The following is a 15,141-nucleotide window of genomic DNA, read 5'->3' as shown; positions in this document are numbered from 1 at the left end:
CGTGGATGAACCGATTCCGCCGGCTCCTCGTCCGCTGGGAGAAGCGCGAGCAGAACTACGAGGCAATGCTCCATCTCGCCTGTGCCTGGATCACGATGAAACTGGCTGGGGTTTTCGGATAGGCTCTTAGCGTGCGCGCGTGGTCGAGCGCGCCTCCAAGCCTTCCGCAGCAGTCATCACTGTCGTCGCGCTCGCGCTCGTCGCCGCCTACTGGCCCTCGCTCGGCGGCGGCTTCATCTGGGACGACGACGCGCACATCGTCGACAACCACTACCTGAGAAATCTCGCGGGCCTCGCGCAGATCTGGATCCCGGGCCACACGCCGCAGTACTACCCCGTCACGTTCAGTCTGTTCTGGGCGCAGTACCAGCTCTGGGGCGCGAGCCCGCTCGGCTACGACCTCGTGAACCTCGCGCTGCACGCGCTGAACGCGCTGCTCGTGTGGCGCGTGTTCGCGCAGCTCGGCGTGCGCTTCGCGCCCCTGCTCGCCGCGGCGTTCGCGCTGCATCCCGTGCACGTCGAGAGTGTGGCGTGGGCGATGGAGCTGAAGAACGTGCTGTCGGCGACGTTCTACCTCGCAGCGGCGAGTTGTTATTTGCGCTTCGACGCGGAGCGCGAGCGCGGCGACGCGACGCCGCGCGGCTACTTCGCCGCGTGCGCGCTCTTCGCCTGCGCGCTGCTCAGCAAGTCCGTCACGGAGACTCTGCCCGCTGCGCTCGCGCTCGCGCTCGTGTGGCGCGGAGGCGCGCTCGGGCTGCGCCGCTTCGCGCCGGTGGCGCCGCTGTTCGTGCTCGGGGTCGGCGCGGGCTTACTCACCACCATCGTCGAGCGCGATTTCGTCGGCGCGCGCGGCGCGGAGTTCGCGCTCTCGCTCGCAGACCGCGCGCTGGTCGCGTCGCGCGCGCTGCTCTTCTACGCGCAGAAGCTCGTCGCGCCCTACCCGCTGATGTTCTGCTACCCGCGCTGGGAGATTTCCGCGGCGAGTGCGAGCGCCTACTGGCCGCTCGCCGCCGCGCTCGCGATCGGCGCCGCGAGCCTCGCCGCGTTCGTGCGCGGACGGCGCGGCATCCCGCTCGCGCTCGCGTTCTTCGCGGGCTCGCTCTTTCCCGCGCTCGGCTTCATCGACTTCTACCCGATGATCTACTCGTTCGTCGCGGACCACTTCGTCTACTTGCCTTCGCTCGGCCTGCTCGCCGCCGGGCTCGCACTCGGCGATCGGCTCGTCGCGCACCCGATCGCCCGCAGCGCAGCGTGCCTCGCGTTGTTAGGTGCGCTCGCCGCGCTCACGTTCTCGCGCGCGGGCGATTACCGCGATGCACAGACGCTCTATCGCCACTCGATCGCGCACGACCCGAGCGGCTACCTGTGCGTCGCGCTCACGGGCACCGAGCTCGTGAGGCAGGCGCAGCTCGAACGCGAGGCGGGGCGCGAATCCGCCGCTCGCGCCCACTTCGCCGAGGCGAAGACGTTCAGCCAGCGCGCGCTCACGCTGAAAGAGAATCAGCCGCCGACGCACATCGACCTGGCCGTCGCGCACTTCGCGCTCGGCGAGGCGGCGCCCGGCGTGAGGCACGCGCTGCGCGCAGCGGAGCTCGCGCCGGCGTCGCTCGATGCGCAGCTGCTCGCCGGCAACGCGCTCGCGGCGACCGGGCGCCCGCGTGAGGCGATCCTGCGCTTCGAGCGCGCCGTCGCGCTCGCGCCCGCGCACTTCGAGGCGAACCTGCGCCTCGCGCAGCTCGCGCGCAGCGAGGCGCATGCGCGCGCCGCGCTCGCGGCGGCGGCGAGCGAAGAAGAAGCGCAGCAGGCGCGCGCGGTGCTCGCAGGCTTGCGGCGCTGAGACCCCGGCCGCGGGCTCACTCTCCGCGCTGCGCGAGGAAGAGCGCGTCGCGTTCTTCTTGCGGGACGAAGCTGCCCGTACGGCCGGCGGCGCGCAGCGCGTCGCGCAGCTTCGCGAGGTCGCTCGCGTAGAAGGCGGCGAGCTGGCGCAGCAGGTCTTCGACGCGCTCCGCGTCGCGGCGAGCGGCGGTCTTCTCGAGGAGGCGGAGCGCGAGCTCGCCCAGCGCGTCGCGCGACTCGCCGGCGAGAAGGCGCCGCAGTTGGTCCACGAGCTTGGGCTCGAGCTGGCGCATTCCGAGCAGACGCGAGCCGCGGCGGCGCGGGACGCGAGGGAGCCGGGAGCGCGGCTCGGGATGCGCGAGGAACGCGAGCAGCTCGCTGAGCGCGTCGAACGCGGCAAGCGCGCGGCGGCGCGAACGGAACGTGCCGTGCCACGCGAGATCCAGATCGCTCCACGCGTCGGGCTCGGTGGTGAAGCCGAGCAGCACCTGATGGCCGCGCACGCCGAGGCCGATCGCCGGGTAGAGGAAGGAGAACGCGCCGTCCACGTTGTAGGGCGGGCGCAGCGTGCGGATCAGCTCGTTCTCGGTGAGCAGCGCCTCGCGTTCGCTCGCGACGACGCGCACTTCGAGGGCGCTCGCGACGCGCACGAGCGCGCGCATCTTGCGATGCGCCCTGCGCCGCGTTGCGTTGCGGTAGCCCTCGAGGCGGCGCCGCACGTCCTTCGCCTTGCCCGCATACAGCACGTCGCCGCGCTCGTCCTTGAACAAGTACACCGCGGGCGCGCGCGGAAGCTCGCGCAAGAAGTCCGCGCCGAACTTGCGATCGAAGGCGTTCGCGCTCACGCGCGGCACCGTACGCGATGCGCGCCGCCGCGGGACGACGCGCTCCGTCAACGGCGGCCGGGATGCGGCTCGCGGGGAGCGCGGATCTCGATCCCGAACTCTGTCTCACGACGGAGCGGGGCACCTCCGAATGTCCTCACGTGCACGTAGCTTTCGCGCACCCAATCGCCGAGATCTCGGGCGTAGTCGATGCCGAAGAACTCGCTGCCGTACTCGCTGGTGTCGCGGTGCACGACTGCCAGCAGCTCGGGCCTCGCGACGCGCAGCGAAGCGCTCACATTCCGTTCGCCGAACAACGGGAGGTCGCCAGGGACGAAATTCACGTACGGCGTCGGATTCGGAATCCGCGCGAGATAGTTGAGCATGACGCCCTCGGGCAACGCCACGAGAGAGCGCGCCTGCTCCGGGGGCCGCTCCTCGAGCCAGTCCAGCGATTCCGCGAGAACGCGCCCTCGCTCGTCCGCGAGGAACGTGTCCGCCCCCGATCCCACGCGGACGGTCTTCTGCGAGATCGCGAGCTCCGTCGTCGCCCATGCGAACCAGGCAAAGCCCAGCAGGGGGACCAGCGCGGTCGCGCGCGCCGCGACTGCGTCGAAGCCCTTCGCCGAGAGAAGGCGCGGAAGCGCGTCGACGAGACCGACGCTCGCGAGCGCAAGGGCAGGCAACGCGAGCGCGAATCCATATTGGACGACGCGCGCGTTGAGGCCGAGCTTCAACAGCGCGGCGAGGGCGAACGCCGCGAAAGCGAAGAGCGCGACGGACTCGGAGGTCCGCTCGCGCGCGAGCCTCACGGCGGCGAAGAGCGTCGCCGCCAGCGTCAGCAGCGTCAGCACGCGCGCCGACGCCAGCATTGGAGCGCCCTTCGCGATCAAGAGGAAGAGAAGCGCCGCTGCGCTGAGCGAAGCTGCCAGCGCGACTCGCGGAAAGGCCGCAAGCTTCCGAATCCGAGCGATCAGAATGCCTGGAGCCATCACTGCCGCCGCGGCCGCTGCAGCAACGAACATCTCGCGGATGCGCGCGACCGGAGCGTCGAGGCCCATGCCGGCCCGATGGAACGGGGAGTCGCTCACATCGGTCATGAACAGTTCGGGCCAACCACCCAGCGTGAAGCGCAGCGCGTCCCACGGCGGGTGGGAAGCCGCGAGCAACGCCGCGCTCGCGAGGGGCGGCAGGCAGAGCCCGCCCGCGAACGCTGCCGCGCGGTGACGCGTGAGGGGCGCGCTGAGCACGACTCCGAGACCCGCCCCTCCGAGGGCGGCCACGAACACCTCGGGCTTCGTGAGGAACGCGAGCCCGACCAGGAAGCCCGAGACGCTGGCCAGACGCGGGACGGAAGCGGAGCTGAGCGCAAGCTCCGTCGCCAGCAGACCCAACAGGATCCCGTGCGTCATCTCGTGCGAATAGGGAGCGATGAAGTTGTAGTTGCCGACGTCGACGAGCTGACCGAAGCCGCACACCAACAGCACCACGCAGCACGCGACGAATGCGCCGAACGCGCTCGAGAAGCGACGCAGGAGTCGGTGGAGAGTCGCGACGATCAGCGCGAACAGAACGGCGTTCACCAGCACGAGCGTGCGAAGACCGACGCCGAACACCTCGAACATCAGCCAGTTCCATTGCGGGCTGAGCGGGCCATTGAACCACGCGAGCTCGCTGAAGAGCGCGCGGCCCTCGCCGAGTTGCCACGGGACGTAGAGCTCGCGACCGAAGTCGATGATCGGATCCGGCCGCGTTCCCCAGCTTCGATGCAGCAGAACTGCAAAGAGAACCGCGAGGCCGACTTCGTATCCGATCCAGGACGACCGCCGCGCGATGCCCTCGGCAGCCGCCCTGCGCATCGGTCACCTCAGAGCCTGGAAGTGAAACGGCCGGGGCGTTAGCCCCGGCCGTTCGCGTTGTTCTGTCGACTCGCGCCTCAGCCGCTGGCCTTCGCGCTGAACGCGTCCTCGCCCGGCTTCATCTTCGTGTAGACGGCCGCGATGATGTCCGCGGGCACGTCGAACACGGCGTTGGCCGGCCCGATCGGGTCCTTCTTCAGCGGCTCGGAGAGCACGTCGTCCTTCGCGCTGAAGCCGGCGCGCTTGTTGAACTCCCACTCGTCGCACAGGATCTGCCAGCCCTGATCCCAGATCTCGTCGCGCGAGACTTCGCGGCCGACCATCGCGCCGTAGAAGGCGCGGATGTTGTCGAGGCTCGGCTGCAAGAACTGGCAGAAGCCCGACGAGTCGTTCACCGCGTTCACGAGCTGCGCCTTCTGCGACTCGTAGGCGAACTTATCAGGGGTGAGGCCGGGGTTGATGATGAGCCCCGCCGTGTGATCGGCGCCCATCGCGCTCGTGCAGTACGTGACGCCCGTGGCCTTCAGCGGCCGCGGATCCCACGCCGGCAGCGACTGGCCCTTCGCGTGCGGGATGCGCCAGTGGCCGGTGAGCTTGCCCGCCGCCACGACGCCGTTGCCGACGGCCTTGCCGCGCTCGGTGCCCGTCGGGATCTCGCGCAGCAGCGCCTTCATCGCCGCCGCGTCGCCCCACTGCAGCTGGCCCGCGTCCATCAGCACCGCGAGCGCGCTGCCGGTCTCGATCGTGTCGAGGCCGAGCTCGTCGCACAGGCGATCCAGCTCCGCGACGTCTTCCCAGCTCGCCACGGCGCAGTTCGCGCCGAGCAGCGTGAGCGTCTCGAATTCGAGCGCGCTCGTGACGTACTTGCCTTCCTTGTTGTGGACGATGTTCGAGCAGCGCACGATGCAGCCCGTCATGCAGTTGTGCATGGTGCCGCCGCGCGTCTCGAAGCTCTCGACGATGCGCGCGCCGTCGAGCGTCTTCGCGTCGGGCGACTGGCCGTTCGTGCGGTTCTTGTACGGGAACGTGTGCAGCATGTTCGCGACCGGCACCACCGAGCTCGTGCCGTGCTTGAACATGAGCGGGCCCGACAGGTAGGACTGCGAGTAGTCCTTGCAGAGCTCGCCGAACTTCTTCTTGTCCGCAGCCTGCACCACCGAAGCACGGCCCGGGTCGACCGACACGTACTTCAGGCCCTTGCTGCCCATCACCGCGCCGACGCCGCCGCGCGCCGCGTGGCGAGCGGGGTAGCGGTTGTCTTGGTCGGTGGTGGCGACCGACGAGCCCGTGAGGCGCATCTCGCCGGCGGGGCCGATCGAGATGAACGAGGTCGTCTTCGGGTACTTCGTCGCGAGCCGCTCGCACAGCGTGTAGTTGAGCAGGCCCTTGTACTCGTCCGCCGCGACGACCTTCACGCCCTCGGCGTTCACCTCGAGCGCGTAGCGCTTGTTCGCGTCCTTCGGCTGGCCCTTCACCACGATCGCGCGGTAGCCGAGCTTCACGAGGTGCTGTCCGGGCTGGCCGCCGGTGTTCGCTTCCTTGATGCCGCCGGTGAGCGGGCTCTTGCAGCCGACCGAGATGCGGCCCGAGGTCGGCGCCGCGGTGCCGCTGAGCACGCCCGGCGCGAGCACGAGCACGTTCTCGGGGCCGAGCGGATCGCACTTCGGGTTGCACTCGTCGAGCAGGATCTTCGCCGAGAGGCCGCGCCCGCCGAGCAGCCGGTACTTCTCAGGAAAGGGCTTCAGCTCGACGGTCTGGTTCGTCATGTCGACGTAGATCATTCGATCGGCCATTGAGGTCTCCTTGTGGTTCTTCGTTCGCCTTCGGCTCACTGCGCGCGGCGAGGCGCCGCTTGCGGCTTCCCGATTTCAACTTTCGTGGTGTGTGTTCAGCCGCCTGCGATGGCGGCGATGATCTCGATCTCGTCCTTCGGTCCGAGCGGCTCGCGCAGCGGATCGCGCACGAGATGGTTGCCGTTCTTGAAGAGCTTCACGAAGCGGTGGACGTTGCCGTCGTCGTCGAGCACCTGCGGCAGAAAGCCCGGGTACTTGCGCTGTATACAGTCGAGCACAGCGCCCACCGAGTCGCCGTCCGCGTCGATCTCGGCGGCGCCGAGTGTCGGCCCCCGGTAGGGCGGTGGAATGCGGACCAAGGGCATGCAGACTCCGGGAGCGGCGGAACTTACGCCGCTGACTCCGTGCGGGGCAAGGCGTAGGTTGCGGAGATGAAAGGGATTTCTCGCTGCGCCTTCAGCTTCGCACTCGCCTGCGGGCTCGTGGCCAGCGCTCGCGCGCAGGCGCCGCACGCGATCCCGCCGCTCGTGCGCCCGCTGCACGAGCGCGTCGCAGAGGCGGACGCGATCGCGCTCGTCGCCGTGGAGCGCGTCACGGCCGGGCGCATCTCGCTGCGGCTGCGCGACGCGCTGCACGGCGAGCTTCCCGCAGCGCTCGAGCTGAAGCGCTCGCCGCTCGCGCCGCCGCCCCTCGCGGAGGGAGCCGTCGCGCTCGTGATGCTGCGCGGCGCGCGCAGCCCGTACGTGCTCGCGGGCGAGCCGAGCGAGGCGCTCGTGGTGCACTCCGACGTCGAGGCCGAGGCGCTCGCCCAGGGCGTGCTCCAGCTGCGCGCGGCCGGGGGCGACCCGCTCAAGACGATGTACGTCTACGGCACCTGGCTGAACGCCCCCGAGCCGCTGCGGAGCCTCGGGCGGGCAGTGCTGGAGAAGAGCGCGGCGGACGAGATCGCGCCGCTCGCGAAGCCGGAGCTGGGCGTGAGCGCGCACTGAAACGAGCCCCGCGGCCCCCGAAAGCGGGGTCCGCGACCGAGGCGACGGCGCGAAGAGTTGCCTCTGGCGCGGAATGTCCCCCGGAACGTCCCCCGCCTCGGAGCGCTCCTGCCGCACGCTTGCCTGCGCTCTGCGCCTTCCCCGCGCAGACACGCCGCGCCCCACCGTTAGAATGCGCCCCCCGGTAGCCCCGGCATGGCACTCACCCCGGGCTTCGGAGATCACCCAGCTTGGGCAGGCGATTCATCGTGTGCGACGGCGCTCACCTCGCGAAGGAGTGGGCGCAGATTCTGCCGGGCACGAGTGCCGAGCTCGCCTTCGTGCCGCGCGAGGACGAGCTGCGCGCGCGGCCGCCGGGCTTCCGCTCCCTCGGCCACCCGTTCACGCCTGAAGGCCTGGAGCGACTCGGCGCCAACGACGAGGACGAGTTCGCCGTCATCGCCGACGACCCCGTCTGGCTGCGCAACGCGGTCGCCGTGATCGGCACCGCGCTGCCGACCGTGCCGATCCTCGTGTGCTCGGATTTCCTCGCGGCCGACGAGCTGCCGATGCACCTCTGCATTCGCCTCACCGGCCTGCGCGAGGGCATTCGCCACGACTTCGATCGCGAGTTCCGCCACCTCGCGAACCTGCACCGCGTCGCGCAGATCCAGCGGCTCTTCATCCAGCGCGAGAAAGTCGCGATCCTGCTGCAGCCCGATCCCGACCCGGACGGCATCGCTTGCGGCTTCGCGCTGCGCGCGTTGTTAGGGAGAAAGTCGCCGACCGCGCCGCTCGTGTCGTTCGGCGAGGCGAAGCGGCCTGAGAACGTCGCGATGATCCAGGCGCTCGGGCTCGAGGTGCGCACGATCGATCTCGACCAGCTCGAGGAGTTCGACGGCATCGCGCTCGTCGACGTGCAGCCCAACGTTTTCGGCGACCCGATTCCCGCGCGCCTGCAGAACGTCGACCTCGTGATCGACCACCACCCCGAGCGCAGCGGCTGGAGCGCTTCGATTCGCGACGTGCGCACCAGCTACGGCGCGACCTCGACGATCCTCACCGAGTACCTCACGGCGGCCGGCCTCGAGATTCGCCCGCGCCTCGCGACGGGCCTGCTCTACGGCATCAAGAGCGACACTCAGCTGTTGGGGCGCGACACCGAGACGCAGGACATCGAGGCGTTCGCGGCGGTGCACGCCTTCCACAGCCCCGCCTTGTTGCGGCGGATCGAGCGCCCCGCACTGCCGCTGCCGGGCCTGCGCGCACTCGGCCGCGCGCTCGCGACGACGCGCGTCGAGGAGGGCATCCACCTGCTCGTGCTCGGCCGCGTGCGCGAGGACGTGATCCCGCAGGTGGCGGACCTCGGGCTCCAGGCCGAAGGCGCCGAGTGGTCGATCGCGGCGGGCATCGTCGGCGGCGACCTCGTGTTCTCGGTGCGCAACGTCGGCTACGTGCGCGCTGCGGGCGAGGTCGTGCGCGGCGTCGTCGAGGGCCTCGGCATCGGCGGCGGCCATCGCTCGATGGCGAAGGGCATCATCCCGGTGAAGGCGTTCCGCGCGAAGTACAAGCGCGCCGACAACGCCACCGTGCGCCGCGCGCTCTTCGACGCGTTCGTGCGCGCGATCCACGAGAGCTGAGTGGCGCGCGCGCTGCTCGCGGACGCGGACGTGCGCGCGGGCCTCGCGCAGCTACCGGGCTGGGAGCTGCGCGACGGGCGGCTGCGGCGCGAGTACGCGTTCGCGGATTTCAGCGAGGCGTTCGCGTTCATGACGCGCGTCGCGCTCGTGGCCGAGAAGCAGGATCACCACCCCGACTGGTCGAACGTGTGGAACCGCGTCGCGATCGCGCTCTTTACGCACGACGCGGGAGGCATCACTGCGCGCGACCTCGCGCTCGCGCGCGAAATCGCACGCATCGCGGCGGCGTTCGCGCAGCGCTGAGCGCGGCCGACGGCGCGCGCTCACCGCGCGCCTTGCGCCCCGACGCTTGCGTTGATCCGCCACAGCGCCGCGACCGCGCGCAGCACTGCGGCGTGCGCGGCGACGCGCAGCGCGAGCTGCGAGCCCGCGAACGCGGGCGTCTCGACCACGATCACGGTGCCCGCGCTCGGGCCCGCGACTTTGCGGCCCTCGCGGAAGATCTCGCGCGCGGCGAACAGCTCGTCGATCGAGCCATCGCGAATCGGGTTGCCCTCCGCGTCGCGGCTGATCGCGCCGCGCGCGATCGGCTCGCCGAAGCGCGTCTCGCCGGAGAGGCGCAGCGGGATGCCGGCGCTCTTCAGCAAGCGGATGATCTCGGCGCCCACTGGGTTGTCGTCGGCCGCTACGCCCTGCGAGTAGATGTAGCCGCCCTCGGTCGAGAGCTCGTCCTCGTGCAGATCGAGCACGAGCTGCGGCGGGTACGCCTCCGCGGTGCGCAGCACGAACTGAGTCAGTGCGAGCGTCTCCGGCCCCGGCGCGGCTGCAGCGCGGGGCCGCGATGAGTCCGCGAGATCTTCGAGCAGGTACTCCGCGTCGCCGACGCTGTAGCCGCCCTTGCGCCAGTCGCGCTCCGGTGTGTTCGGGTAGCGCCAGCCATTTCGGTAGCCGCGCGGATTGCAGAGCGGCACGACGACGATCGGCACGCCGCTCTCCGCGAGCCCGACCAAGCTGGCGAGCGATGCCGCCACCGCGTTCGGACCGGCGGGCTCTTCGCCGTGAATGCCCGCGAGAATCCACAGCGCGGGCCCACTCGCGCGAGTGCGCCACGCACGAATCGCGTCGCCGTCGACGTACGCGTAGATCGGCTCGCGCAGCCAGCCGTGCGCCTCGAGCGCCGCGTACTTCTCGTGCAGCGCCTCGAGCGAAGCGCGGCCATCCGCGGGCGGCGGAGGCGCAGGCTGCGCGTCGCGTGAAGCGCAGCCGAGCGCCGCAGTCAGCGCGAAACCGATGACGACTCGCGTGCAGCCCCGAGGGCGCGCGCTCACTCGACGTGCTCGGCGATCGCCTGCCGCCAGAGTGCGTAGCCGGGGCCGAGCAGGTGCAGCTCGTCGTTCGAGAGCGACGTCCGAATCGCACCGGTCTCGGGGTCGAGGAACACGGGATACAGGTCGATCCACGTCGCGCCGCGCTCGCTCGCGACTCGTTCGAGCCGCGCGTTCAGCGCCTCGACCTCGGCGCGGTAGCTCGCCGCGCGCGGCAGCACGCTCTGCACGTAAAGCTGCGTGCCAGCGCTCTCGCCTGCGATGCGGCCGAGGATCTCGCCCACGTTCGCGGCGATCTCTTCGGGCGCCGCGCCCACGAACAGATCGTTCGTGCCGATCAGCAGAAACACCTTCGCGGGCTTGGCGCGCGCGATCGCGTCCGTGCGCGCGAGCACGCCGGTGCTCGTGTCGCCGCCGATGCCGCGATTGCGCACGGCCTTGCCCACGAACAGCTCGTTCCACTCGCCGCCCTCGGTGATCGAGTCGCCGAGGAACACGATGTCGCCGGGCACGACTGGGAACGTCTCGAACGTGCTGATGCGCCGCGCCTTCTCCGGCTCGATGAACGAGCGCAGCACCGCGCGCATCCCCGGTCCCGCGAGCATCCACACCACCGCCGCGGCGACGAGCCCGTTCAGCGCGAGCGAAAGAGTGAGGACGACTTTGCGCACGGCTCGTCAGGCGAGCGTCAGCATCTCGTGCGCGCCGCGCGTGCGCGTCGGGATGTCGATGCCGACTGGGCAGCTTCCGAGGCACGGCGCGGCGCAGCCCGTGCACACGTCGGCCTTCACGTCGAGCTTCGTGTAGAGGCGCATCGCCTCCTTCTCGTCGTGGTAGTCCTCGAAGTACATGCGGTGCCGCAGCACGTCGGGGATCGAGAGCTTCTCCGGACACGTGCCGAGGCACGCGCCGCAGTGCGGTGCGCAGTAGGTGCCGACGATCTGGCGGTCGTACTCGCCGAGGATCGCGACGTCCTGCTCACGCAGCGCGCCGCCGCTCGCCTGCAGATACTCGTCGACGTGCTGAAACTCGAAGAACGAGATCACCGCGGCTGAGACTTCGGGATTCGAGAGCACCCAGCGCAGCGCCGCCTGCGAGTACGCCGGCGCCTGCTCGCGGAAACCCGCGAGGCCGTGGTGCTTCGCGCCCTTCAGCGTCTTCATCGCGATCACGCCCATGTCCTGCTCGCGGCGCGCGCGGGTGATCAGGTCGCCGAGCTTCGGCCAGATGCCGTGGTGGTAGGCGAGCATCATCACGTCGAAGCGCCCGCTGCGAATCGCTTCGTCGGCGACCTGCTCGAGCCGCGGCGTGTGCGACGAAAAGCCGAGGAAGCGCGCCTTGCCTTCGTCGCGCAGGCGGTCGAACGCCTCGTGCATGTTCGGGTCCATCAACCGATCGACTTCGTCACAAGAGTGCACGTGCACCAGGTCGACGTAGTCGGTGCCGAGGCGCGCGAGGCTCTCTTCGACGACGCGCTTGTAGTCCGCCACGGACGTGCCCGCGCCGAGGTGACCCCACGGCGTGCAGAACTTCGTGGCGAGGAACACCTGATCGCGCACGCCGCGAATCGCCTTGCCGACGCACTCCTCGCTGCCGGCCGCGGAGTAGTCGGGCGCGGTGTCGACGTAAGTGACGCCGCGATCGAGCGCGAGGCGCACGATGTCCGTGCCCTTCTGTTCCTTGATCCGCCCGGAGCCGACGACCACGTCCGAGATGCGCCAGCCCGTGCGTCCCAGCGTCCGGTAGCCCTGCACGCGCGCGTTCTTCCACGCCTCGGGGTACTCGGGGTGCGTCGTCTCCGCCTTCGAGCTGATGCCCGCGTTCACCGCGCTCCAGCCCTTGGTGCCGGTGCCGACGCCGAAGAACGCACGCAGTGCCGCCGCGCCACCCGTCAGCGCGGTCGCCCCTAACAACGCGCCGCCCGTCACGAGCCCGCGCCGCAGCGCGTTCGGCTGCTCCTGCTTCGCGCCGCGGCGCGCGAAGAGCACGGCGGCCCAAACCGCGAGGAGGCACACGGCGAGCCAGAACACGGCCGAGATCGCGTTGTCGCCCTGATAACCGATGACGTCGCGGAACAGCGACTCGATCGCGCCGCCGAGCGGGAACGCCCGCCAATCGAGCCCGATCGGCAGCGCGTACAGCAAGCCCCCCGCGACGAAGAAGCCGAACGCCGCGATCCCGAGCGTCCAGAGTGCGAGCTTCGCTGCCCTGCCCATCGCGTCCCTCCTCGCTGCAAGCGATCGCATTCTACGCGCGAGAGCTCGGGGCGCTCCGCCTAATTGCTGCGGAGAGCCGCAGCGAGCTGGGCGGCGCGCGCGATCTCACTCGCGCTCGAGGCATCGAGCGCGCACACGATCTCGCGCGCCGTGGCGCAGCGGCCGATCGCGGCCGCCAGCGCGTCGTGCGAAACGTCCGAAGGCGCGAGCAGCGCGACGCGCGGCTCCGCGCCCGCACTCGCGCACGCCTCGAAGTAGGCAGAGAGCGCGGCGCTCGCGGGAGCCATCACGCCCACGCCGAGCTCCGCCGCGCGCCGCAGCGCCGCGGGCGCGCTCGCCGCGAGCCAGAGCGGCGGCCCCTCGTCCTGCGCGGGCTTCGGAAACACCGCGACGTTCTCGCACGCGAAGTGCTTTCCGCGAAACGTGACGACGCCGCTGCCCCAAGCCGCGCGCAGAATCGCGATCGACTCGGCGAAGCGCTCCGCGCGCTCCGCCTCTTCGAGCCCGAATCCACCGAACGGCGTCTCCGCCGCGCCGAGCCCAACGCCCAGCTCGAGTCGCCCGGCCGACAGCGAGTCGATCGTGGCCGCGTGCTCCGCCACGCGCAGCGGGTGATGCAGCGGCAGCGGCAGCGCCGCCGTCGCGATGCGCACGCGCGCGGTGGCCGCCGCGAACGCCGCGCACAGCGTGAGCGCGTCGGGCACGCCGCCGCGCGCATCGAAGCGCTCCGCGACGCCGACCCAGTCGAGGCCCGCCGCCTCCGCCGCGCGCGCGAGCCCGACGCACTCCGCGAGCGCCGCGGGCGAGGCGTCGCGCGGCGCGATGCGAACCCCGATGCGCAGCGACTGAGGCATCGCGCGAGCGTGGCACACACGCACAGGGGACGTACGTGCACCAAAGCACGCACCTGGGACGTACGTGCACATCTCGCGTTTTCTCCACTGCGCGCCGATGTGCACGTACGTCCCAAGTGCGCGCCGACGTGCATGTACGTCCCAAGTGCGCGTCAATGTGCACGTACGTCCCAGGTGCGCGTTTTCGGAGTCCCCTCGTTGCCCGCGACGCTGCGCATTCCCGCCACGCTGACCGCCGCGCGCGCTGCGCAGAGCGGGCTCGCGCTCGAGTTCGCGCCGCTGCTCGCGCGCCACGGGCGCGACGCGCTGCACGACTACCTCGATCTCGCCGCGCCGCTCTCGCTCGAGTCGGCGCGCGGGCTCGCGCAGCTGACGCGCCTCTTGCGCGCGGCGCGCCTCGCTGCGCGCGGCCCGGTGGAGCGCTGGCTCGGCGACGCCGCCGGCGCGCATGCGGCGATCGCGCCTGCCATCGGGAAGCGGCTCGCGCTCACGGTCGCGCCGCGCGCGTGCGTGCGCTTCACCGTGTGGACCGAGAGCGGCGTACACGCGCTCGACTTCGTCGCCGACGTGCTCGCCGACGCCGGGGGCTTCGCGGTGCGCCGCCTCGGCTTCCTCCCGGTCGCCTACTTCTCGCGAGACGAAGTGCTGCGCCACGAAACGTCGACGCAGCAGTGGTTGGAGGTCGTGAACATCGAGCCGCGTTGAACGGACTCAGCGTGTCGCGACCGGTGCCTCGCTGGGTGGATTCCATTCGTGCCAAGCCGGCTGCGGATCCAGCGGCTCGAGCTTGCGTCCTGCCAGCGCGGGGTGATCGGCGGGAATGCGCGTCGCGCGAAACACTGCGAAGGGCCGCTCGTCAGCGCGTGGCTGAGGCGCGCTCCCGTCTGCGTTCCTCACGCTGCCCGAGAACGGGTTGCGGTACTCCCACACGACTTGGCCGTCGCGTCACCTCGATGAAGCGGCCGCCGCCGCCCTCGCAGATCAGCGTGTTGCCGTTCGCGAGGCGCTGCGCGCCCGAGATGAACGGCGAGTAGAGGCTGGTGGGCTCCGCGGCCTTGTACTGCCACGCGAGCGAAGTCGGGCCGAACGTCGTGCCAGCGAGGTCGTACTGGCCGTTCGCCCGCACAGGCGTCGTCCACTCGTCGATCGACGACCACATCCCCTCCGGCCGATCGCGCCCGTTGTTGAAGACGAGGAGATTGCCCGCGCCGGGCCAGCCGTCCGGAACCCAGCGCACGTCGTGTTGATAGAAGAGGCGCTTGGCTTCCCTCGACTCAGCGCTCGCATAGGTCGCCGAGTTGCCCCAGCGATAGAGCAAATCGCCGCCGCGGCCCGCCTTGCCGCCTGCCCCGCCGCTCGCTTCTTCGCGCGTCGTGCTGTGGTCGATGATCCAGACCTCGCCGAGCACCGGCGTGCTCAGCGCGATCTGATCGAGCCGCGGGTGATAGGCGACCGTGTTGATGTGGAGGAAGTCCGAGCGCAGATCCTCCGGCTTCGCGTCGGCGGGCACGTAGCCGAGTGCCTGGAGCTGCTCGAGCTGCGCGGCGTCGATCTGCGCGCCGTGCGCGTCGGCGTTGAGATCGATGCGCTCCGGGCGGGCCGAAGGTTCTGCGTAGTTCGGCGCATCGGGCGCGTGGTGTTGCACGAGGTGATCCCACACGTGCCACTCCCAAACGACACGCCCGCCGCGCGGGCGCTTAGAGCCTATCCGAAAACCCCAGCCAGTTTCATCGTGATCCAGGCACAGGCGAGATGGAGCATTGCCTCGTAGTTCTGCTCGCGCTTCTCCCAGCGGACGAGGAGCCGGCGGAATCGGTTCATCCACG

Annotated in this window: 16 protein-coding genes; 6 read left to right on the top strand and 10 right to left on the bottom strand. The window is 70.6% G+C overall.

Annotated elements, in window-relative coordinates:
• Both FJ091_21280 and FJ091_21275 read left to right on the top strand, forming a co-directional pair.
• The coding region (locus tag FJ091_21280; GenBank protein ID MBM4385889.1) for an IS5/IS1182 family transposase at nucleotides 1–122 on the top strand (122 nt) is incomplete at its 5' end.
• Between the two features lie 17 nt (nucleotides 123–139).
• Complete coding sequence (locus FJ091_21275; GenBank protein ID MBM4385888.1) at nucleotides 140–1,837, top strand: hypothetical protein; 1,698 nt, start codon at nucleotides 140–142, stop codon at nucleotides 1,835–1,837.
• A 16-nt stretch (nucleotides 1,838–1,853) separates the two neighbouring features.
• Here FJ091_21275 and FJ091_21270 read toward each other — a convergent pair whose 3' ends face one another.
• The 4 genes from FJ091_21270 to FJ091_21255 form a co-directional block, all read right to left on the bottom strand.
• Nucleotides 1,854–2,681 carry a GIY-YIG nuclease family protein gene (locus FJ091_21270; protein MBM4385887.1) on the bottom strand — a complete coding sequence of 276 codons (828 nt, stop codon included), beginning with the start codon at nucleotides 2,679–2,681 and terminating at the stop codon, nucleotides 1,854–1,856.
• Between the two features lie 47 nt (nucleotides 2,682–2,728).
• Nucleotides 2,729–4,519 carry a hypothetical protein gene (locus tag FJ091_21265; GenBank protein ID MBM4385886.1) on the bottom strand — a complete coding sequence of 597 codons (1,791 nt, stop codon included), beginning with the start codon at nucleotides 4,517–4,519 and terminating at the stop codon, nucleotides 2,729–2,731.
• A gap of 77 nt (nucleotides 4,520–4,596) precedes the next feature.
• On the bottom strand, nucleotides 4,597–6,312 hold the full coding sequence (locus tag FJ091_21260) for an aldehyde ferredoxin oxidoreductase (protein MBM4385885.1): 1,716 nt from the start codon (nucleotides 6,310–6,312) through the stop codon (nucleotides 4,597–4,599).
• Between the two features lie 95 nt (nucleotides 6,313–6,407).
• A complete protein-coding gene (locus tag FJ091_21255; GenBank protein ID MBM4385884.1) occupies nucleotides 6,408–6,677 on the bottom strand; it encodes a MoaD/ThiS family protein in 270 nt (89 codons plus the stop codon).
• Between the two features lie 66 nt (nucleotides 6,678–6,743).
• On the opposite strand from FJ091_21255, the gene FJ091_21250 reads away from it, so the two are divergent.
• The 3 genes from FJ091_21250 (at nucleotide 6,744) to FJ091_21240 (ending at nucleotide 9,223) form a co-directional block, all read left to right on the top strand.
• The gene (locus tag FJ091_21250) at nucleotides 6,744–7,301 is read left to right on the top strand and encodes a hypothetical protein (GenBank protein ID MBM4385883.1); all 558 of its coding nucleotides are present in this window, start codon (nucleotides 6,744–6,746) and stop codon (nucleotides 7,299–7,301) included.
• Nucleotides 7,302–7,531: 230 nt separating this feature from the next.
• Nucleotides 7,532–8,920, top strand: coding sequence for a DHH family phosphoesterase (locus FJ091_21245; GenBank protein MBM4385882.1), 1,389 nt, complete (start codon nucleotides 7,532–7,534; stop codon nucleotides 8,918–8,920).
• Nucleotides 8,921–9,223 carry a 4a-hydroxytetrahydrobiopterin dehydratase gene (locus tag FJ091_21240; GenBank protein ID MBM4385881.1) on the top strand — a complete coding sequence of 101 codons (303 nt, stop codon included), beginning with the start codon at nucleotides 8,921–8,923 and terminating at the stop codon, nucleotides 9,221–9,223.
• A 20-nt stretch (nucleotides 9,224–9,243) separates the two neighbouring features.
• Here FJ091_21240 and FJ091_21235 read toward each other — a convergent pair whose 3' ends face one another.
• Genes FJ091_21235 through FJ091_21220 form a run of 4 tightly spaced genes read right to left on the bottom strand, consistent with a single transcriptional unit; the run spans nucleotide 9,244 to nucleotide 13,315 of the window.
• Complete coding sequence (locus tag FJ091_21235; protein MBM4385880.1) at nucleotides 9,244–10,248, bottom strand: succinylglutamate desuccinylase/aspartoacylase family protein; 1,005 nt, start codon at nucleotides 10,246–10,248, stop codon at nucleotides 9,244–9,246.
• Nucleotides 10,245–10,916, bottom strand: a complete 672-nt coding sequence (locus FJ091_21230) for a hypothetical protein (protein MBM4385879.1) — start codon at nucleotides 10,914–10,916, stop codon at nucleotides 10,245–10,247. Before FJ091_21230 ends, FJ091_21235 begins: the two co-directional genes overlap by 4 nt.
• A 6-nt stretch (nucleotides 10,917–10,922) precedes the next feature.
• Nucleotides 10,923–12,461 (bottom strand): aldo/keto reductase, encoded by a 1,539-nt coding sequence (locus FJ091_21225; protein MBM4385878.1) that lies wholly within the window; start codon nucleotides 12,459–12,461, stop codon nucleotides 10,923–10,925.
• 59 nt (nucleotides 12,462–12,520) lie between these two features.
• A complete protein-coding gene (locus tag FJ091_21220) occupies nucleotides 12,521–13,315 on the bottom strand; it encodes an LLM class flavin-dependent oxidoreductase (protein ID MBM4385877.1) in 795 nt (264 codons plus the stop codon).
• 198 nt (nucleotides 13,316–13,513) lie between these two features.
• Between FJ091_21220 and FJ091_21215 the strand changes: the two genes are divergently transcribed.
• Nucleotides 13,514–14,020 (top strand): hypothetical protein, encoded by a 507-nt coding sequence (locus tag FJ091_21215; protein MBM4385876.1) that lies wholly within the window; start codon nucleotides 13,514–13,516, stop codon nucleotides 14,018–14,020.
• A 151-nt stretch (nucleotides 14,021–14,171) separates the two neighbouring features.
• Here FJ091_21215 and FJ091_21210 read toward each other — a convergent pair whose 3' ends face one another.
• Complete coding sequence (locus FJ091_21210) at nucleotides 14,172–14,975, bottom strand: aryl-sulfate sulfotransferase (GenBank protein MBM4385875.1); 804 nt, start codon at nucleotides 14,973–14,975, stop codon at nucleotides 14,172–14,174.
• Between the two features lie 44 nt (nucleotides 14,976–15,019).
• Nucleotides 15,020–15,141: IS5/IS1182 family transposase (locus FJ091_21205; protein ID MBM4385874.1), on the bottom strand; the 122-nt coding region annotated here is incomplete at its 5' end.

The organism is Deltaproteobacteria bacterium (genome assembly GCA_016875395.1).
Lineage (GTDB): Bacteria > Myxococcota_A > UBA9160 > UBA9160 > UBA6930 > VGRF01.
Note: the sequence above shows the minus strand (reverse complement) of the source record. Positions and strands in the feature narration are given on the sequence as shown.